Raw genomic sequence first — 20,251 nt, 5'->3', positions numbered from 1 at the left:
ACGCACTTTAATATTTACGTGATTGCAAAAACACAGCAAATCGTCAAATAAAAGACAACAAAAAGCCGCCCTGTCCAAAAGACAGAACGGCCTGCGTGTTACGTCAAAGAATCAAGCATTTAACGGCATTTTATGCGTCAAATACTTTAACCTCTTTCATTTTGTCACCTTGTTTTACAGCATCAATAAATTCCATACCTTTGGTCACTTTGCCAAATACAGTATGTACCCCATCCAAATGCGGCTGTGGAGCGTAGCAGATGAAGAATTGGCTGCCACCTGTGTTGCGGCCTGCATGAGCCATGGACAGAACGCCTTTGGCATGCTTTGTTGTGTTCGTAGCTGTTTCACAGTCAATGGTGTACCCAGGGCCGCCAGTACCGTTACCGATTGGACAACCGCCTTGAGCAACAAAGCCCGGAATGACACGGTGGAAGCTCAGACCGTTGTAGTAGCCGCTGTTAGCGAGCTTTTCAAAGTTAGCAACCGTATTTGGAGCTTCTTCCGGAAAAAAATCAATTTCGACGATTCCGCCGTTTTCAAGATCTATTCTACCTTTTTTCATTGTTTGTATCTCCTTTTCAACCTGTTTTGAAAGCTAAATAACATCAAGTTCCAGTTTACTATGAATTGCTGCGCTTAGCAAAGCCTTGTCCAAAAAAAAGACCACTGTACCGGTATAATATCCCCGGCTGAGTGGTCTGCTTGCTCACACATCAGGATTTTGCAAAATCCTCACATATCAAAAATCAGGACGAAACCGTAATTTTGGCATTGGAATGAACTGCTGGACTGGCTTCGTCACGAACCAAGCGCTGCGGCACAACATCGTTGCGTACGATATCCTCGTAGGTTTCCCGGCGCACCACCAGTTCGGCTTCACCGTTGTTCACGAATACCACCGCCGGACGGCGTATCCGGTTATAATTACTTGCCATGGAGTAATTGTAGGCTCCGGTTGAGGCAACAGCGAGCAAGTCCCCGCTATTCGGACGAGGCAGCTCCACATCCCAAATCAGCATATCGCCGCTCTCACAGCATTTGCCTGCAATGGATACGGTCTCTTCGTTCGCATCCTGCGCCCGATTTGCCAGCATCGCTTCATACTTGGCCTGATATAATGCCGGACGCGGATTATCCGTCATACCGCCGTCTACCGAAACATATTTCCGTACCTGTGGAATATCCTTGATGCTTCCTACCGTGTATAAAGTTGTGCCCGAATCGCCTACAATACTGCGTCCCGGCTCAATCCAAATTTCTGGAAGTTCGTCATAAAGCCCGGAAAAATGGGTTTTAACCGCTTCGCCAATAGCATGAACATAGGTGGAAATTTTCAGCGGTGTGTCCTCTTCGGTGTAACGAATGCCAAATCCCCCACCCAGATTAATCACCTTGAAAGAAAACTGAAGCTGTTCCTTGATTTCTCTGGAAAAAGCAGCAACCCGCTCGGCAGCCATTTGGAAGCCGTTCACTTCAAAAATTTGCGAGCCGATATGGGAATGCACTCCCAGCAGATGCAGATGATCCAGTCCGATAGCCTGCTCCACCGCTTGACGCGCTGTACCGTTCGCAATGTCAAAACCGAATTTCGAATCCTCCTGGCCTGTGGCCATATATTCGTGCGTATGCGCTTCAACCCCTGGCGTAACGCGCAATAAAATATTCACCTGCTGTTTCCGCTCGGAGGCAAGGGCCTGCAGCAAATACAGCTCCATCTCGCTGTCGACCACGAAGCAGCCAATGTGCGCATCCAACGCCATTTCAATTTCTTCCGGTGTTTTGTTGTTGCCGTGAAAATGGATTCGCTCTGCCGGAAATCCTGCTTGCAGCGCGGTGAACAGTTCTCCACTGGAAACAACGTCGAGCGACATTCCTTCTTCTGCAGCCAGAGCACACATCGCCATGACGCAAAATGCTTTGCTGGCATAGGCGACTTGAAACTTCAAGCCTGTTTCACGAAAAGCTTCTATAAACTCCCGGCAGCGCCGGCGTACTAATTGTTCATCTACAATATATAGCGGTGTTCCAAAATGCTCCTTCAAAAGCGTTGTATCACATCCGCCAATTTCCAAATGTCCATTGCTGTTAATTTTACTGCTTCCATGCAAATACATGTTCTGGCGCCTCTCTTTCTGGAACAAGCTAGTCATATTCCATCGAATGTTTACACCAGTATAGCAAAAAAAACATCAAGAACAATGGATTTTTATGCAGATCATTTAGATTAATGCTCCTGTCCATTGCCTGAGTCCGAATCTGTATTGGCATCCGTATGGGGCATACGCGTATTGTCCCTCGTTTTATTAAATGACGGGCGGTTAGGCGCATCTAGTACAGGCATGCGGAACAAAATGGAAGCTAACGCCTTGGCATTAAAAGGGATGAACGGCCATAAGTAAGAAGAATTGTATGACCGATGCATCGTCAGCATCAAAATGATCAGCGTCGTGCCTACGACAAAGCCCGGAACATGGAAAATAGCTACAGCGATCAGTAAAAATAGCCGAATCAGTCTATTGGCCAATCCTAGCTCATAGCTCGGTGTTGCGAACATTCCGATAGCGGCTACAGCCATGTACAGCACAACCTCATTCACAAACAGCCCTGACTTAACCGCAATATCGCCGACCAGAACGGCTGCGATCAAGCCCATAGCGGAAGCTAGGGGTGTAGGGGTATGAACTGCCGCCATACGCATGAGATCGACCCCTAGCTCCACGATGATAAACTGGGCGATCAGCGGAAGGTGAGCTTGCTTTTGAGGACCGATAAAATCGAGAAATGCCGGTTTTAGTTCGGGATTGATGACCATAAGCAGCCACATCGGAAGCAAAAACATCGAGGCGAAAATCCCAATAAAGCGTACCCAGCGCAAATAGCTTCCCATAAATGCCGTCTGCCGATTTTCTTCCGCATGCTGACACAAGTCAAAAAAAGTGGTTGGCAAGATCATAACACTGGGTGAGGTATCTACGAAAATTACAAGTCTTCCTTCCATAATATGCGAAGCCACGACATCTGGTCGCTCCGAATATCGCACCAATGGATATGGATTCCAGCCTTTATTGATAATCGTCTCCTCTAACTGCTTATCTGCCAGTGGAATTCCGTCCAGATTGACATTTTTAATTTTGTCGCGTACGGTATCCACCATCACTTTATCCACGATATCATCAATGTAGCCCAGGCAGACGTCCGTTCTGGTTCGGCGTCCGACCTGCATAGCCTCAAATTTAAGTCCGGGGTCCCGCAAACGACGGCGCACCAGCCCTACATTCGTAAGCATCGTTTCGGTAAATCCGTCACGGGCACCACGTACGACACGCTCCAACGAAGGCTCCTCCGGACTACGTACGGGGTAATTACGGGTATCCAGAATGACGGAAAAACGCTCACCTTCCATAAAAAAGGCACTATAGCCTGCTAGCACCTTGTTGATGACAACCGACATTTTGTCCGTCTTTTCCACTTGAATATGTGGGATATAATATTCAAAGTATGCGTGCAGCCCATCCGAAGTCAGATCACCCGGCGTCAGATAGGTGAGCCGCTTTAGCACCTCAACCATGATCTGATCCTTGGCAAAGGTATTCAGAAACAGATACCCGATATGGCGTCCACCCGTTGTCATTTCCCTGAATACAACATCAAAAGTCTCTCCCAGACCCAATACCATTTTGAGTGTTTCAAGATTATCCTTCATCTTTGGCGAAATGTCATCCTCAATCTGCCAATAACGAATGGATTCCTCTACATTATCAGAATGCTCGCTTTCTTTTTTGTGCTTAAGACGTTTTGCTTCCTGCTCTTGCTTTTGCTTCCATGAGCCCAAATTTTCCCCGTCAGTATCATTTTCCCTTCCAATTGCTCCGTCTGCCTGAACATGCTCCTGATGCTCCTGATGCTCTTGATCTGCCCTGCGATCCATATCGTTTGCCACCTCTGCCTTCGTTGTTATCGGTTGTATACAAACCAGTCAAATAAGGAACCCGTTACCTTACCAAGTACCATCGCCATCAGCAGGCCAAACATATACACGGACATATGAAGCCTCTTGGCAAGTATGGGCAGGAGATTCAATACCTCTGTTAAAGCTGCAGCAAGCAAACCAATAAACAATCCGCAAAATAACCCGGGTATCCATGTGAATATTTTAGGGAATGGCAAGCAAATATCCCAAAAATCAGCCACCGTTCCCACCACGGAACCTAAGACCATCGCCTTTTCGTATGCACGTGATTTTTTATACGTACGGGTGAGCTGGGCCAATCGCGGCATGATGTCCAGTACAATAAAAAACGCGATTACGCCGCTCCCCACTGCCAGACCTCCAGCGATGCCCAAAATAATCTGCAGCGCGCCCTGTACAAATGTCATGGCAGCTTATCCTTTGAATGCAGGCGGGCCATTTTTTCATACTCCTCCGCCACAACATACTGATCCACATTTTCCTGATACAGATACATTTCTACCTCCAGCGGCGTCGGCTCCTCGTTCCATTTTTTTTGGAACAAGTGATTGAAGAATATGATCATGCCAAAACCAATACCAATTGAGTAAGCAATTTGAAACAGGTACGGATGTTCGTCCTTATGTCCCGTAATCATCTCCACAATCCGAACCTGTACCTCCATCATGCTGACGTCGGCGTGAAAGTTCATAATCGTTAATGCAGAGCCAAAAAACAGAAGCACCCATACCAAAACGAACAGTATTTTGGATGGCTTACGGGGTTTCTCCACGAGTTCCACAAGTACATGCGGCTTGCCAAGGGATTCGACTACGACACCCGGAATATGTTCCTTAATTTTGGAAATGATCTGCAGCATGTCCACCAGTATCAGGTTGCCGTCCTGCTTCTGCGGCCGTTTGAGAACAAGCTCAAGCAGCTCGTTTTCCCATTCGGGATCGGCTAGCAGATGGGCCACATTTCCCAAACGCAAATCCTGTCCTTGCATCATGCGCACACGGCTGCGAAGCCGCAAGTAAACCATAGGAGCCACTGTAGGAGCCGGACTATGAGTCATCCGATCCCCTCCTTATCCTCGTAATTACTGGTTATTATGGAACGAAGCAAGCAAACCTATTCTTCGACTTGTCCTTTTTCCCACGCAAAAAAAGAGTATTCCATGCCATCAGAATGGCTTCGGAATACCCTTTAGACTCACGTAAGCATAAGGATTTCGCAAAATCCTGACTGCTATTATTGGGCAATCTGATCGCGGATCAGTTGCAAAATCTTTTTTTCCAGCCGAGATACCTGCACCTGGGAAATACCAAGTCGACTTGCAACCTCCGACTGAGTCTGGTCCCGGTAATAACGCAGGTATACAATTAACCGTTCCCGCTCGGAAAGTCCGCCGATGGCCTCATTTAGCGCCAGCTTGTCGAACCATCGTTCCTGCGATTCGTCAGCAATCTGATCCATGAGCGTAATGGGGTCACCGTCATTTTCGAACACCGTTTCGTGAATGGAGGTAGGCGGCTTGTTTGCTTCCTGTGCAAAAACAACATCCTCCGGTGTCACTCCCAGCTCATCGGCGACTTCCTTAACCGTAGGCAGTCGGTTGAGCCGTTTGGAAAGCTCGTCCTTCATTTTGCGGACCTTATTGGCCGTCTCCTTCAGGGAACGGCTAACCTTGAGTGTCCCGTCATCACGAAGAAACCGTTGAATCTCACCAATAATCATCGGTACCGCATAGGTTGAAAATTTGACTTCATAGCTGAGATCAAATTTATCCACCGATTTTAACAAACCGATGCAACCAATTTGAAAAAGATCGTCAGGTTCATACCCCCGGTTCATAAAGCGCTGCACGACAGACCAAACGAGCCGGATATTACTATTGACCAACGTCTCACGGGCATCATTATCACCAGACTGACTTCGTGCAATGAGCCGCTTGACTTCCGCATCCTCCAAATAGCTGTGTGAAGTTTTTTTTCCTCCTGCTTCCATAGGACCAACCCCTAATTATATAAAGCTTTCTTGGATTCAATCCTTTTCTTCATCCGGACCGACGTGCCTCCGCCCGGCTCACTGACTGCCTCAAACTCATCCATGAAGTTTTCCATAATGGTAAAGCCCATACCCGAACGTTCCAACTCAGGCTTGGAGGTATACAGAGGCTGCTTGGCCAGCTCCAGATCTTCAATTCCCCGTCCTGCGTCTTCAACGACCAGTGTAATCACGTCTGCTTCAATGCCGACTTTAATCGTTACGACACCTGACGGATCACTGTCATATCCGTGAATAATACTGTTTGTCACTGCTTCAGACACCACGGTTTTCAAGTCGCTCAGCTCATCCATTGTAGGATCAAGCCTGGAAATAAAGGCTGCAACAGCCACACGTGCAAAAGCTTCATTCTCGGATTTGGCGGCAAACTGCAAGCTCATGAAATTGTTTCCTGTGCCTTCTCTCATGATACGACCTCCAGTTCCGTGAGCGCATTTCCCTCGTTGTCATATATAGGCATAATTTTAAACAACCCTGACATCTCCAGCAGTCGATATACTGGCGGATTAACATCACAGACTGCCATTTTCCCGCCCTTTTGCTTGATCAACTTGTATCGGCCCAGGATAACGCCAAGCCCTGAGCTGTCCATAAATTGAAGATTTTTCAGGCTGAGCACGATGTGCTCGCATTGCCGACGCTGAATCGCCTCATCCATTTGCATGCGGACCATGTCCGACGTATGGTGATCAAGCTCACCGGACAGTCTTACAATCAGTACCCCCCGGTGATGCTCCATTTCAATTTGCAGGTTCATGCTTACTCACTCTCCTCCCGGTCTTGGACAAGGATTTCTACGCTGCCGCAGACGATTCCTGCCCTCCGACAAAACTAGAAGAAAACCCCGTCCAATCTACAAAGAAAACAGATTCGACATGGTGCGTTTTAACAATTTCCACCATCCGGCCTTCTCAATAGCCACAGGCGAAGTAATGTTAAACTCCTTTAACCGTTGACCATCCTGATAGACAACCAGCTTGCCGACCGGATCTCCTGCACGGACAGGTGCTTTCAGACTTGGAGTCAGTTGCAGCTCATGACGCAACGTTTGCTGGGTCCCGCCTTTTTTCACCAGCACACTGTACGAGCGGTCTGCCTGTATTTTTAACTCTGGCAATACGCCTTTTTCAACTTTTACGCTTCCCAGCAAGTCACCCTGCTTGTATATGGATTTCATTGTATATTGAGAAAATGCATAGTCAAACATCGATGATACTTCATTGTTGCGTGTCTTGGTATTCGGCTCACCGAGCACGACGGCTACGATGCGCATGCCATCACGCTTCGCCGTAGCAGAAAGACAAAACTTCGCTTCTGACGTATAGCCTGTTTTCAGCCCATCTGCTCCGGTGTAGAAGCGAACAAGCTTATTGGTATTCACCAGCCAAAAGGGTTTGACCGAGGATTTGCGCAAATAGTCCTGATATGCTCCTGTATACTTCGTAATTTGCGGATATTTCAACAGCTCCCGGCTCATTACCGCAATATCATGCGCAGAAGAATAGTGATTTTTTACTGGTAAACCGTTGCAATTGGCAAAATGGGTATCCTTGAGTCCGAGCTGCTGCGCTTTGGCATTCATCAGCTCGACAAAAGCCTGCTCAGATCCTGCAATTTTCTCAGCCATAGCCACAGAAGCATCGTTCCCGGAAGCCATTGCAATTCCCTTTAACATCTCGTCAACCGTCATTTCTTCTCCCGGCTCCAGAAAAATTTGCGAGCCGCCCATCGAGGATGCATATTCGCTGGCCCGCACTTTATCAGTTAGCTTGAGCTTGCCGTTATCAATAGCTTCCATCGTCAGCAGCATCGTCATAATTTTGGTGATGCTCGCTGGAGGAAGTTTTTCACGACTGTTTTTTTCATAGATAACTGTGCCTGTATCTGCATCCATCAGGATCGCCGAGAGAGCCTCAGGAGCCAGCTCCGCCGCAGAGCCCCCCTTGGGTTTGCTTTCAGGTTTGCTTTCTTCGGCCCAACCGCCGACGGGGACAGCAGTCAAGGCCACGAGACAAGCCAGAATGAACGCCACCACTTTTTTCTTCACAATCGGTTACCTCCTCAACATATTGGCGGAAAGCACCGGAGCCCGTATACTTGCCCCTCCGGCCTATTCGCGTGCTGCTAACCATTGTCGTCAGATTGGAAGAAAAATATTCCATATGGATGATTATTCATTTTCTTAGCATGGACTGAGTATATGTATAAGAGAGCTTGCTGTAGGCTGTACAAGAAGATACGATTTGTATAAAATAGATACATAACGTATCCAGGCGGTGAAGACGTGAAGCATATACTCACAGTGGCCGGTTTACTGGCTTTTTCAATTCCTTATGCCTGTCAGGGCCTATCTCCCAGAGTCATCACAATTGCCCTGCTCATTCTGTTATTCAGCTATATCATGCTGCTGCCTTCGCTCAAAACGGTGATTGCAACTTTAGCAGACAATCCGTTGCTGACCTTGCTCATGATGTACATAGCGGCCTCCTGCTTATGGGCTGAGCAGGAGCAGACCTCATCTATGCTGATGGTTCTCAAATTCCTTGCCTTCTCTACCTTCGGACTTTATTTTGTTACCCACTACACAGCACAGGACTGCATTCGACTACTCGTCATTACATTAAGTATTTTGAGCGTACTTAATCTACTGGCCGTTTTGCTCGTTCCTTCCTTTGCTATTCACGCAGGCGTAGAACATACTGGACTGTGGAAGGGGATCTCCGGTCATAAGAACACACTCGGGACCCTCTCTTTATTAAGTTTTGTTTCACATGTCATATCCTTTTTCAAGGGAAAACACAAAGCTTTGCATGTCGGCTTTATCCTGCTCAACGCCCTATTGCTCATTAAATGCCAATCTACCACCTCGTTGGTGCTGACATCCTCGCTGTTCGCATTCATTTTGTTTATATTGCTATTCAAAAGAATTCGAAGTGTCGCGTTACGAGGTTTTTTCATTAGCACTTCCGGCCTGCTTGTGCTTTTGGGCTTGGTATTGGCCTTTACTTATGGGGATGCGATTGCATCGGAGTTCGGAAAAACAACAACCTTAACCGGAAGGACAGAAATCTGGCAGGGAATCGCTGGTGCTATTCAGAGCCATTACTGGTTTGGTCATGGTTACGGCTCCTACTGGGCAGCCCGGCCCAGTATCTATGCGGGTGGAATCCGATTTGATCTGACAAGCAGCCATAGCGGCTTCCGGGATTTGTGGATCGACGTGGGCTTCACAGGACTCCTCGCCACGATCGCACTCGTTACAATCACCTTATTTAAATTCAGAATTGGCAAAGCAGATATGTATACATGGCTGACAGCAATGGTTTTTTTCCTGTTCATCGTATTGAACAATATAACGGACAGTCGTTTTCTGAACTCACTATCCATCTACTGGATCATTTTTATGGTGATTGTAATCAAGGTGCAGGAGCGGCATAGACTGGCTGTAGCAGAAAAAACTAATTCGGCAGCATTGAGCACATCCCCACTTCATTAGGAAATATCACCCGCTCTCAACCGTTACGCAAAAAAAGAACCCCATCCTAGGCCATCAAATGGCGCTTGGATATGGGGTTCTTTGGTTACATGCCCGCCACTCTGACTCGGCGGCGCACCTTATCTACATTTGTGGAATAATCGCCAGTACAAGCTTCAAAAATTGCTCGCGTACCTTTTCCGCCGTCTCCATCACTTCACTATGGGACAGAGGCTGATTCAGAATGCCTGCTGCCATATTCGTGATACAGGAGAACCCGAGCACCTCAATGCCCGCATGACGGGCTACAATAACCTCAGACACAGTCGACATGCCCACCGCGTCTGCGCCCAGGGTGCGCAGCATGACGATTTCAGCAGGCGTTTCATAGTTTGGTCCTAGCAGACCGGCATATACACCTTCCTGCAAGCTGAAGCCCTGCTCAGTAGCTGTCTGTTTGGCAATTTCACGCAGACGGCGGCTGTATGCCTCCGACATGTCAGGGAAACGAACACCCAGCCCCGCATCATTCGGTCCAACCAGCGGATTCTGTCCTGTCAGATTAAGATGATCCGAGATGACCATCAGATCGCCCGCCTGATAGGATGTATTTACACCACCTGCTGCATTCGTCACCAGCAGACTTTGAATACCCAGTTGCTTCATGACACGAACAGGGAAAGTGGTTAGCTGCGGGCCATAGCCCTCGTACATATGGAAGCGCCCCTTCATCATGACTACAGCGCGACCTTCAATCGTACCTAACAGTAATTCTCCCTCATGACCTTCTACCGTCGAAACGGGAAAATGGGGAATTTCCTGATAGGGAATGCTAATCCCATCCTGAATCAAATCGGCCAGAATACCGAGACCCGATCCCAGAATAAGACCGATTTCCGGACGAATTCCGCTCTTGGAATGGATATACTCTGCTGCTTCCTGAATCATAGCTTGGTTGGCTGTTGACATCAATATCGCTCCTGACTTGTACAATCGTTAAGTTATAGTGATCATCACATTTTTCTCGTGAAAGCAAAGCATCGTTACCACACCATTATCACATTGTTACCGCATCTTTACCGATGTTCCTTGCTTTCAGGAGAAATGTGATTGCTGCCGTGCGGGTGATGCTTTTCATATACTTCCTTCATATTCCGTCTGGCCGTCTGCGCATAAACCTGCGTCGTAGACAGATCGGCATGGCCCAGCATTTCCTGTACAGAGCGCAAATCGGCTCCACCCTCCAGCATATGTACCGCAAAGGAATGCCGCAGCGTATGCGGCGTAATATCCTCGTTTATGCCTGCCTCCTGACCGTACTTCTTAATTATTTTCCAAAAGCCCTGTCTACTGAGACGCTGACCAGATACATTCAAGAACAGGGCTTCCTGCTCCGCCTGAGCTTCTCCGTCCTGCATGGGTCGCAGCAACGATGGACGCTGCTCATCTATGTAGGTCTGCGCCCACTGTGCCGCCTCACGGCTAATCGGCACTACACGCTCCTTGCCCGCCTCGCCGCCACAGTGAACAAAGCGCAGATCGGTGCGCACATCACGCACGTTCAGGGCAATCAGCTCGGATACGCGGATGCCTGTTGCATATAGTAGTTCCAGCATCGCCTTATCCCGTACTCCCTGCGGGGTAGTCACGTCCGGTGCTGACAGCAAACGCTCTATCTCATCCTGCGTGAGCACCGAGGGCTTCTTTTTGGTCGCTTTCGGCAACTCTAGCAGAACAGACGGATCTTGGCCTGTAATCCCCTCCCGAATCAAAAAATGAAAAAAGGAGCGAATGGAGGCAACGCTGCGAGAGATCGTCGCCGCTGCTTTCCCCTGTTCCTTCAAACGTCCCAAATACAGCACAAGATGTGAGCGCTGGACGCTATCCGGCTGCTCAAGGCCACAGGTTTCTGCGAACTCGGCAAACTGCTGTATGTCCCGATGATACGCTTCCAATGTGCTGCGCGACAAGCCCTTTTCCTCTTCCATATATCGAACGAAAGGTTGAATATATATTTTCATGAGTAGCAAAAGTCTCCTTGTCCTACCTACAGCGATTCATAGCTATTCCCCATACCAGTAAAAGAAACGCAAACGCTCCAACAACACCATTTGGTGCTCAGTTCCCTCGGACAATGCCTGTCCGCCAAATACCTTAACTGACTGCCCTTCCGGTATCCGGTAATGATCCACAGGTGATATCCAATCTGTAAACAATCTGAGGCTATAAAAGAACATACATGACAAAGCCCCGAACAATATGACTATACGCAGCCATTTTAGTACTTTTCGCATCGATATAACCATGTGGATCAGCCGCCTTTTCCCAGAATATAGAACCTATCAGGCTCTCTATGGGAAGGATATGACAAGCTATTCCTTTTTATACCGTTTGGCCCCATGCAGCCCATCCCGAACTAAAAAAGTCTTCAACTGAAAAAATCCCCAGCCAAAAAAGTCCCGAACTAAAAAGCTCCCCCCGAACGCGTCTTCGTCGGTGAGAGCTTGGGTTGTCAGCTTATTAATCCTGAGATTTGTTTTTCCTGGTTTTGCCCAAAGACTTTTGAGCAGTCATATCGTTCTTCGCCTTGCAACGATAGCAAATACCGTGGAAGTCCAATCGATGGTCCACTACGGTAAAATTAAATTCCCGTTCCAGACGCTCTTCCAACGGCCCAAGCCAATCCTCCAGTATTTCATCTACACTGCCGCACTGCACACATATCAAATGGTGGTGGTGATGCTTGGACGTATCGCCACGCAAATCATAACGCGCCACGCCATCACCAAAATTAATTTTCTCCACGACATGCAGTTCACTTAGCAGTTCTAGGGTACGGTATACGGTCGCCAGACCGATTTCGGGAGCTTTCTCTTTGACGAGCATAAATACATCTTCCGCACTCAGATGATCATCTTCGTTCTCAAGTAAAACTCTAACGGTGGCTTCCCGCTGAGGCGTTAGTTTGTAGCCCTGGGATTGCAATTGCTGCTTAATTTTTTCGATCCGTGCTTCCATGTGTCTCCCTCCCCCTGCAAAGCTACTGCCTACTGCACTTTTTTCACTCCTATTATTATAGGGGGTCTATACAAATAAAGTCAAACATTTTGAAAGAGGTTAAGATGATACGGAAGCCGTCAGCATGGGAGTGACCCATTGCATCATAACCGGGGTGATCCAAGTTTCAAAGAACGCGCTACCGACGAGAAGCAGCATCATTACGGCCGTCAGTCCTGCGTATGACAGCAAAGGACGCAACATCCCGTCAGATGGACGGGTAGCAAGTATTTTAGTTTTGATCATATGAATGGAAAAGGTCATCGCAGCCACACTGCACACAAGCAGCACCGGAATCACCAGCAGGTTATGAGGAGCTACCGAGACGAGGGAAAATAACAGCCCTTTCCACGAGTATTGCCCTACCAAATAGCCCACTGAAAATCCGATTAGCACACCCTTGAGAAAATTCAGCACAAGAATACCGGGAAGACCGATGACTGAAAGGCCGCACACCCAAATTAAACCGACCCATTTCAAATGTAGAGACACACTATCCCAAAAGGTCGAGGCCGCCTGCGGATCAGCAAAGCCCTGCTCGTTTTGATTGACCGTCGCAAAAAAGTCCTTCAGATAACGCGACAAATCCTGTAGCTGCTCCAGCGAGAGCGCATTTACCATCAGTGCGCCAAAGACAACTCCCACCAGAAACAGCACAGCCAAAAAAACATAATACGGCGTCTGATCCTTTAACGTATGACGAAACCATTGCATCGGCGTCCTGCCCCTTTCATCTGCTTGTTTGTCCAAAAAACAACCGGAATCCGACAGCTGATGGCCATGAATGGAGGCAGTAAAGATTCGTAAAAGATGTGCCAAGCCAGCGGCGGCATAGATATTTTTAAGGTTATTTTATGGTTATGAACAAGCAGATGCTGATATGACTTTATCAGGACATGACTTTGCTAGGACTTGGCTATTTTGCCGTATGTTCCGCCACCGCCGGACACGAGAGAGAGTCGTCCCTCACGGGACAGAATAATTTGCTCTGCCAACACTTCCCCGACAACTGCCGCCAGTTCTCCCTGATTGACCTTATGCAATATATTCATTTCCGTCCCAAACGCGGTCAGCAGATGGTTCAGCTTGGCTTTGCCCAGACCAGGGATAAACTCAAGCGGAATCTGATAAATGTACGGCGGGCGATGTGAAGGAATCACGGGCTGTTCACGGTCGGCAATGCTCCATATTCGATCCAGCACGCCCCGCACCAGCTTGGGGTGACCACAGTCAGGACAACGTTCGTCCACCATCTGTTGCTCGTCAATAATCGTACCGCAGCTTTGACAGTAAGAACGGTGGTATTTGCCCAGCTTGGGGTTTAATCCGTAGTTGGCACACACCCTTCGTCCTCCCCGTCGCTCCAAAGCCATTCTGAATTCATCAAAGCACGGCTTCGTGAGCGATAATTTATTGTATTCTCGTCCAATTTTTCCAAGTGAATGGGCATCAGAATTGGTAAGAAAGCTGAAACGATCCAGTTCCGAGATCATTCCTGCCATGGATGAATCTGCGCTTAGCCCCAGCTCCACTCCACTTATGAGCTCCATATCGAGCAGTTCTTCCATACGGGCCGCAGAGCTGCCGTAAATGCCCTTATGAGGGGTAAACACGTGCGCAGGCACCATGATGCCTCCACGCCCGTAAATTTGCTGCTGTAATTCGCGTGGCGGTGCGTAGATACGTTGTGAGCTGAGATTGACATTTTTCATATGTCGGGCCATCCATTGCGTAAAATCCTCCATCACCGCCAAATTAGGAAAATAAGCCAATACATGTGCTTCGGGACGTCCTTCGGCTCGGATTTCCAGCTCCGTCCCTAGCAGAACCACCGTATCACGGTATGCGATACCGCCGCCGCTAATTTCCGTCATTTCCCCCGTGTGCAAATAAGCTCGAATATCTTCCTGTACATTCGGTGCGTGGCAATCAATGATCCCGATCAGCCCGATCCCCTTGCGACCGGAGGCTTCCTTGGCTATGTTGGCGAAGGTGAGATCGCGGCTGCCACTGATTTTCACCGGATCTCCCTTCTCTGTTCTGCCAATATGAATATGGAGGTCAGCAAAATAGTCTGTAAGTTCTACCTTATTTCCGTTCATATTTCTTAGAAACTCCCTGTGTGCTGTTGGAGCTGCCATGCATAGACAGCCAAAATCGTTTTGGCATCACTAATTCGACCCTCACGAATGAACGCCTGTGCTTCTTCCAGCGTCACCTCAAACAGCTCCAGAAATTCATCCTCATCCGGCTCCATTTCCCCTAGCTCCAGCTCTTCGGCCACATATAAATGAATGATTTCATCTGCAAAGCCAGGGGAAGTATAAAAGGAATGCAGCAGCTTTAAGGACTTGGCGTTATAACCTGTCTCTTCTCTCAGCTCACGTCTTGCAGCTTCCATCGGGTCTTCGCCTCGCTCCAGCTTGCCTGCTGGAATTTCCACCTCACAGCGCCCCATAGCCTGTCTGTACTGGTCCACAACCAGCATTTTCCCCTGATGCAGAGCCAATACAGCCACCGCACCCGGATGCTTTACGGTTTCACGCTTTCCGGTAGAGCCGTCGGGAAGCTCTACGGTGTCCACCTGTAACGTAATGACCTTTCCTTCAAAAATCGGCTGGGTAGACACCGTCTTTTCCTCCAGCGCAGGATTGGAATAAGGCTTGCGATGCAAATCGTTCGTGTGATGATTCACTTGGTCGTTCATCGATTATGTCTCCTTCTTCGTCATCTATCTTTCTTTATCCATTATCGCCAACGATAGTCTAACTTGTCCACTTTGGACATATGCTGGTGGTATAACAAACTTCCTGTGATAAGGAGATACTGAGATGAAAAGCTACCGTACCGAAACCACCCTCCATATTGTCGGCAAAGCCTGGCAGATTCAAGCTCTCTTGCGTCAATGGCAAAAGGAACACGGTCCCTCAGCCACCATTGCTTCGCTGACCGTTCCAAAAAAGGTTCAGGTCTAAAGACAAAGGAACGATCTTCCTATCTTTAGCCTGAACCTCTTTGTTCATAGGATACAAGTTTTACTTCGCGGTCTCCTGAATCAGAGCTACAACTACTTCAGCAACCTTTACCAGATCATCAGCCTTGATTTTTTCCTCTGTTGTATGAATGTTCTGGTAGCCCACAGCCAAATTCACCGTTGGAATCCCCAGTCCGTTGAATACATTGGCATCTGAGCCACCACCGGAATGGAAGGTCGATGTTGGTAATCCCAGCCCTTGAATCGCACGCTGCGCTACCTGCACAACCTCATCATGCTCCGTAAAGCTGAATGCCGGATAGATCACCTCACTGCGGAACTCACCCTGTGCGCCAAATTCACGCGCTGTAGTTTCCAGTGCTTCACGCATATGCTGGATTTGATGGTTAACCTTTTCCTGCACAATACTGCGTGCCTCTGCGCGAATCAATACAAAATCGCATACAATATTCGTTGCCCCGCCGCCTTCGAAGCTACCGATGTTTGCAGTGGTTTCTTTATCGATTCGGCCCAGCTTCATATTGGAAATCGCCTTGGATGCAACTTGGATGGCACTAATGCCATCTTCAGGATTCACACCCGCGTGAGCGGATTTTCCTGTAATCTTCATTTCAATACGTGCCTGCGTAGGAGCAGCTATACAAATGGAACCCACGTCCCCATTGGAATCCAAAGCATACCCGAAGTCCGAATCCAGCACTTCCGGCTTCATGGCCCGCGCGCCCATCAGACCGGATTCCTCACCAGCCGTAATAACAAACTGAATTTGACCATGGGGAATGTTCTGCTCGCGCACGACACGAATCGCCTCAAACAAGGCAGCAATACCCGCCTTGTCGTCCGATCCCAGAATCGTCGAACCATCACTGCGAATCCAGCCATCTTCACCCAATTGCGGCTTAATGCCTTTGCCCGGGGTAACGGTATCCATATGGCAGGTAAAAAATATTTTAGGTGCTTTCTCCACACCTTCCGCTTTCCAGGTGACAATCAGGTTGCCTGAGCCATGTCCGGTTCTCTCACGAGAATCGTCTTCCGTTACCTCCAACCCAAGCGTATTAAATTTTTCTTTCAAAACACGTGATATTTCCTGCTCATACTTCGTTTCGCTGTCCACCTGTACCAGTTCCATAAATTCCTGTACGATTCGGTCTCTCACTACTTTTGCTCTCATTAAACTTTCCTCTCTTTCCCGTTTACGCTACAATACGAATAGATGGTCTTATCTATGACTTAAACCTTTACAAAAGGAGTTACACATGTCTAACAAAAAATGGGTTCGTTTTTTCGTTTATGTTATGCTCGCTGCTATGATTGGCTCTACACTGTTCATGGTCATTGAGCCGTTGATTATGCCGCTATAATGGCCAACTACGTTCACCGTATTCATCCGCTTCATGGCTCCGTAAAAGCTGTGAATGGACAAGCTGCTGTGAATGCAAACAGGCGGGCTTTCGTGTAAATCACGTATTAGCCCGCCTTACCTTTATGGTTAGGAATGCGCTTGCCATTCCGCAGCAAACGAAAATTGCTGTTCGAAGTGCGGTACAATTTCCTTCGCAATCTGCTCCACCGAAAAAGTCTGCTGTGTACAGTCCTCCAGTGAAGTCACCCCGTACTCCTGAATGCCGCATGGGACAATTCCTTTAAAGCCCTCATGCTGAATCCCTGATTTGATGTTGAAGGCGAAGCCATGACTGGTTATAAAGCCCCGACGGTGCTTGCACTTGTTGAATTTCACACCAATGGCCGCAATTTTAAGATTCCCGACCCACACCCCTGTATATTCAGGCTTACGATTCCCCTCAATCCCGTGAGTTGCCAGCAACCGAATGATTACTTCTTCCAAACTCCGAAGGTAACCGTGCAGATTCAACGCCTCCCGATTGCCGAGCATAAGCAGAGGGTATCCGACAAGTTGTCCTGGCCCATGATATGTAATGTCTCCCCCACGGTCAATCTGAAAGACGCTAATTCCCTCAGCCTCCAGTTGCTCGGGTGTGAGAAGCAAATGCTCGGGATGTCGCTGAGAGCCAATTGTGTAGGTCGGCGGATGCTGGAGAAGCATAAGTGTTTCCCTCGCTTCTCCAGCATCCAGCTTCCCTACAATCTCCTTCTGAACATCCCATGCATGAGCATATTCCATCCTATCTATATAGGTTACTTCAAGCGGTCGTCTGTTCATGGCCTGTCACTTCCTCCCCGTCCATTTACCCAACTGTTCGAATGACCCAGCTGTTCAGAAAATTAGTACAGCTTCGTATCCAAAGTGTACCCTTCCAGGTTTTCTTTGACCCGTTGCAGGAATCGTCCGCAAATGACACCGTCCAAAATACGATGATCCAGCGATAAACACAGATTAGCCATCGAACGAACCGCAATCATATCATCAATGACCACCGGTCTTTTGACGATGGATTCAAAGGTGAGGATTGCAGCCTGCGGATAGTTGATTACCGGATAAGACAGAATCGAACCAAAGGAGCCTGTGTTGTTAACGGTGAACGTCCCGCCCTGCATATCGTCCAGCTTGAGCGTTCCCTCCCGTGTTTTACGGGCCAAATCTTCGATTTCACGAGCCAGTCCGGCAATATTTTTCTGATCCGCTTTTTTGATGACAGGGGTGAGGACTGAATCCTCCGTACCCACAGCCAGCGAAATATTGATATCTCTTTTGACGATAATTTTATCCACTGCCCACACCGAGTTCATGATCGGATATTCCTTGATCGCATTCACGACTGCTTTCATGAGGAAAGCGAGGTACGTAATGTTGATCCCTTCTTTTTGCTTGAACTCGTTTTTGATCTTGTTGCGGAGCATCACCAGATTGGTCACATCCACCTCAATCATCGTCCAGGCATGTGGAATTTCTGAAACACTTTGCCGCATATTGCGGGCAATCGCACTCCGAATAGGTGTCACATCAATAAAATATTCTGATCTGTTATGGCTGTCACCCTCAACCTCAATCATAGGAACCTTTGGAGCCTCCGTTAAATGAATACCGCTGTTGCGCACCGGAATAGCAGGGTCCATATGTTGAATCGGTGTACTCTGCTGAGCGGCGGAAGGCTGTATTCCAGCAAAAGGCGAGCCTTGTCCCTGCGCCGTTCCGGTTGGCTGTTCTGGTACTACAGCCTGAGCAGAGCCGCCCTGCTGCACATAATTCAGGACATCCTTGCGGGTAATTCGTCCCCCCATGCCCGTGCCCGGTACTCGACTTAAGTCCACATTGTGTTGAGCAGCCAACGTTTGTACCGCCGGGGAAAAACGTCCCCGCATCGACTGATCAGAAGCAACTCCCTGCTGAGCTTGTGTATTGCTAGGGGCTGCTGGTACAGCAGAAGTTGCTGATACCGCAGGTGCAGCCGACTTGGTCTGGATACGGCAAATCAACTCACCTACTGCCACCGTCTGACCTTCTTCTGCTAACAGATCACCCATAATTCCGTCCAATGTGGATGGGATTTCCGCGTTTACTTTATCTGTAATGACCTCGCAAATCGGTTCAAACTGCTCCACCGTGTCACCAGGTTGTTTCAGCCACTTGGCGATAGTCGCCGATACAAGCGATTCTGCCAATTGAGGCATGATCACGTCGTTCCATTGTGTTTGGTCTGACATTTTTTCAGCTCCTTAACATCATAGGAGGGCGCGTTTTACCGCTGCCCTCGCTACACTTTTGGAATGCTTTCGTCCAATCTGCTCCATTCTAAAACATGGCAAGACGACGCATGGCTTCCTTCACTTTGTCCTTGTTCAACATATAAAATTTCTCCATGGGTGGACTGATCGGCATGGCTGGCACATCAGGAGCGCACAGTCGCTCAATCGGGGCATCCAGCTCGAATAAACATTCCTCATTAATAATGGCCGATACCTCAGCGCCGATGCCGCCCGTTTTGTTGTCCTCATGCACGATAAGTACCTTGCCGGTATGGCGCGCAGCCTCAATAATGGCCTGGCGGTCCAGCGGCTGGAGTGTGCGCAAATCCACAACGTGTGCGGTAATGCCCTCTTCCTTCTCCAGTTCCTCCGCAGCCTGCATCACAAAATGCAGCGGCTGGCTGTAGCCAATAACCGTAATGTCGTCACCTTCACGCAATAGATTGGCCTTGCCAATCGGGACGATATAATCATCCTCAGGCACTTCACCCTTAATCAGCTTGTAGGATTTTTTGTTTTCAAAAAACAGCACCGGATCAGGGTCACGAATGGCGGCCTTCAGCAATCCTTTGGCGTCATAAGGCGTAAAAGGAGCTACAATTTTCAGACCTGGCGTGCCAAAAAAGATCGACTCCGGACACTGCGAGTGATACAAGCCGCCAAAGATACCTCCACCGATTGGCGCGCGGATGACAACAGGACAATTCCAGTCGTTGTTAGAGCGATAGCGAATTTTAGCCGCTTCACTAATAATTTGGTTCGTCGCCGGAAGCATGAAGTCCGAGTATTGCATTTCGGCAATGGGCTTCATTCCGTACATGGCCGCGCCAATCGCAACTCCGGCAATTGCTGACTCTGCCAATGGCGTATCCATGACACGCTGCTCACCGAATTGCTCCATAAGACCCTTGGTCGTCGTAAAGACGCCGCCCTTCACGCCAACATCCTCGCCTAGTACAAAAACCGTTTCATCCTGCTCCATTTCTTCTTTCATGGCCAGGCGAATCGCATCAATATATTCCATAATCGCCAT

At 48.4% G+C, this 20,251-nt stretch carries 23 protein-coding genes; 3 read left to right on the top strand and 20 right to left on the bottom strand.

The genetic code is table 11. The features are described from left to right. Positions 1-130: 130 nt before the first annotated feature. The 9 genes from BAZ21_RS09705 to BAZ21_RS09665 form a co-directional block, all read right to left on the bottom strand. Positions 131-565 carry a peptidylprolyl isomerase gene (locus tag BAZ21_RS09705; protein ID WP_068499419.1) on the bottom strand — a complete coding sequence of 145 codons (435 nt, stop codon included), beginning with the start codon at positions 563-565 and terminating at the stop codon, positions 131-133. A 184-nt stretch (positions 566-749) separates the two neighbouring features. Further along, complete coding sequence (lysA, locus tag BAZ21_RS09700; protein WP_068499417.1) at positions 750-2,117, bottom strand: diaminopimelate decarboxylase; 1,368 nt, start codon at positions 2,115-2,117, stop codon at positions 750-752. Positions 2,118-2,227: 110 nt separating this feature from the next. Next, positions 2,228-3,931: a spore germination protein gene (locus BAZ21_RS09695; protein ID WP_068499410.1), complete on the bottom strand. Its 1,704-nt coding sequence runs from the start codon at positions 3,929-3,931 to the stop codon at positions 2,228-2,230. A 26-nt stretch (positions 3,932-3,957) separates the two neighbouring features. Further along, complete coding sequence (locus BAZ21_RS09690) at positions 3,958-4,380, bottom strand: stage V sporulation protein AB (RefSeq protein WP_068499408.1); 423 nt, start codon at positions 4,378-4,380, stop codon at positions 3,958-3,960. Further along, positions 4,377-5,030: a stage V sporulation protein AA gene (locus tag BAZ21_RS09685; protein WP_068499406.1), complete on the bottom strand. Its 654-nt coding sequence runs from the start codon at positions 5,028-5,030 to the stop codon at positions 4,377-4,379. The genes BAZ21_RS09690 and BAZ21_RS09685 overlap by 4 nt, the downstream gene beginning before the upstream one ends. Positions 5,031-5,206: 176 nt before the next feature. Next, a complete protein-coding gene (gene sigF / locus BAZ21_RS09680) occupies positions 5,207-5,962 on the bottom strand; it encodes an RNA polymerase sporulation sigma factor SigF (RefSeq protein ID WP_007430886.1) in 756 nt (251 codons plus the stop codon). An 11-nt stretch (positions 5,963-5,973) separates the two neighbouring features. Continuing rightward, positions 5,974-6,429 (bottom strand): anti-sigma F factor, encoded by a 456-nt coding sequence (spoIIAB, locus tag BAZ21_RS09675; RefSeq protein ID WP_013310781.1) that lies wholly within the window; start codon positions 6,427-6,429, stop codon positions 5,974-5,976. Then, a complete protein-coding gene (spoIIAA, locus tag BAZ21_RS09670) occupies positions 6,426-6,779 on the bottom strand; it encodes an anti-sigma F factor antagonist (RefSeq protein WP_010345711.1) in 354 nt (117 codons plus the stop codon). Before spoIIAA ends, spoIIAB begins: the two co-directional genes overlap by 4 nt. 96 nt (positions 6,780-6,875) lie before the next feature. Then, complete coding sequence (locus BAZ21_RS09665) at positions 6,876-8,069, bottom strand: D-alanyl-D-alanine carboxypeptidase family protein (protein WP_068499404.1); 1,194 nt, start codon at positions 8,067-8,069, stop codon at positions 6,876-6,878. Positions 8,070-8,306: 237 nt separating this feature from the next. On the opposite strand from BAZ21_RS09665, the gene BAZ21_RS09660 reads away from it, so the two are divergent. Next, positions 8,307-9,518, top strand: a complete 1,212-nt coding sequence (locus BAZ21_RS09660) for an O-antigen ligase family protein (protein ID WP_068499402.1) — start codon at positions 8,307-8,309, stop codon at positions 9,516-9,518. A gap of 123 nt (positions 9,519-9,641) precedes the next feature. Here BAZ21_RS09660 and BAZ21_RS09655 read toward each other — a convergent pair whose 3' ends face one another. The 7 genes from BAZ21_RS09655 to BAZ21_RS09625 form a co-directional block, all read right to left on the bottom strand. Next, on the bottom strand, positions 9,642-10,466 hold the full coding sequence (locus BAZ21_RS09655) for a purine-nucleoside phosphorylase (protein ID WP_068499399.1): 825 nt from the start codon (positions 10,464-10,466) through the stop codon (positions 9,642-9,644). Between the two features lie 107 nt (positions 10,467-10,573). Continuing rightward, positions 10,574-11,518 (bottom strand): site-specific tyrosine recombinase XerD, encoded by a 945-nt coding sequence (xerD, locus tag BAZ21_RS09650; RefSeq protein WP_068499398.1) that lies wholly within the window; start codon positions 11,516-11,518, stop codon positions 10,574-10,576. Between the two features lie 42 nt (positions 11,519-11,560). Further along, a complete protein-coding gene (locus BAZ21_RS09645) occupies positions 11,561-11,791 on the bottom strand; it encodes a YqzK family protein (protein WP_256020322.1) in 231 nt (76 codons plus the stop codon). Positions 11,792-12,017: 226 nt separating this feature from the next. Continuing rightward, positions 12,018-12,515 carry a ferric iron uptake transcriptional regulator gene (gene fur / locus BAZ21_RS09640; protein WP_068499394.1) on the bottom strand — a complete coding sequence of 166 codons (498 nt, stop codon included), beginning with the start codon at positions 12,513-12,515 and terminating at the stop codon, positions 12,018-12,020. 99 nt (positions 12,516-12,614) lie between these two features. Further along, the gene (spoIIM, locus tag BAZ21_RS09635; RefSeq protein ID WP_068499392.1) at positions 12,615-13,268 is read right to left on the bottom strand and encodes a stage II sporulation protein M; all 654 of its coding nucleotides are present in this window, start codon (positions 13,266-13,268) and stop codon (positions 12,615-12,617) included. Between the two features lie 191 nt (positions 13,269-13,459). Next, positions 13,460-14,656, bottom strand: coding sequence for an endonuclease Q family protein (locus BAZ21_RS09630; protein ID WP_068499390.1), 1,197 nt, complete (start codon positions 14,654-14,656; stop codon positions 13,460-13,462). 5 nt (positions 14,657-14,661) lie between these two features. After that, positions 14,662-15,261 carry an NUDIX domain-containing protein gene (locus tag BAZ21_RS09625; protein ID WP_068499388.1) on the bottom strand — a complete coding sequence of 200 codons (600 nt, stop codon included), beginning with the start codon at positions 15,259-15,261 and terminating at the stop codon, positions 14,662-14,664. Positions 15,262-15,385: 124 nt separating this feature from the next. On the opposite strand from BAZ21_RS09625, the gene mciZ reads away from it, so the two are divergent. After that, on the top strand, positions 15,386-15,529 hold the full coding sequence (gene mciZ, locus BAZ21_RS27810) for a Z-ring formation inhibitor MciZ (RefSeq protein WP_007430898.1): 144 nt from the start codon (positions 15,386-15,388) through the stop codon (positions 15,527-15,529). Positions 15,530-15,589: 60 nt separating this feature from the next. Here mciZ and BAZ21_RS09620 read toward each other — a convergent pair whose 3' ends face one another. Continuing rightward, entirely contained in the window at positions 15,590-16,723 is a 1,134-nt protein-coding gene (locus tag BAZ21_RS09620; RefSeq protein WP_068499386.1) for a tripeptidase T, read from the bottom strand. A gap of 85 nt (positions 16,724-16,808) precedes the next feature. Between BAZ21_RS09620 and prli42 the strand changes: the two genes are divergently transcribed. Next, positions 16,809-16,913, top strand: coding sequence for a stressosome-associated protein Prli42 (gene prli42, locus BAZ21_RS28460; RefSeq protein WP_141694961.1), 105 nt, complete (start codon positions 16,809-16,811; stop codon positions 16,911-16,913). A gap of 128 nt (positions 16,914-17,041) precedes the next feature. Here the strand turns inward: prli42 and lipB are convergent, their stop codons facing one another. The 3 genes from lipB to BAZ21_RS09605 all read right to left on the bottom strand — a co-directional run bounded on the left by lipB (position 17,042) and on the right by BAZ21_RS09605 (position 20,251). Next, entirely contained in the window at positions 17,042-17,734 is a 693-nt protein-coding gene (gene lipB, locus BAZ21_RS09615) for a lipoyl(octanoyl) transferase LipB (RefSeq protein ID WP_068499384.1), read from the bottom strand. A gap of 62 nt (positions 17,735-17,796) precedes the next feature. After that, entirely contained in the window at positions 17,797-19,176 is a 1,380-nt protein-coding gene (locus tag BAZ21_RS09610) for a dihydrolipoamide acetyltransferase family protein (protein ID WP_068499382.1), read from the bottom strand. Positions 19,177-19,264: 88 nt separating this feature from the next. Then, on the bottom strand, positions 19,265-20,251 hold the full coding sequence (locus tag BAZ21_RS09605) for an alpha-ketoacid dehydrogenase subunit beta (RefSeq protein WP_007430902.1): 987 nt from the start codon (positions 20,249-20,251) through the stop codon (positions 19,265-19,267).

It is taken from the genome of Paenibacillus kribbensis, assembly GCF_001705305.1.
In the GTDB taxonomy this organism is placed as follows: Bacteria; Bacillota; Bacilli; order Paenibacillales; family Paenibacillaceae; genus Paenibacillus; species Paenibacillus kribbensis_B.
Note: the sequence above shows the minus strand (reverse complement) of the source record. Positions and strands in the feature narration are given on the sequence as shown.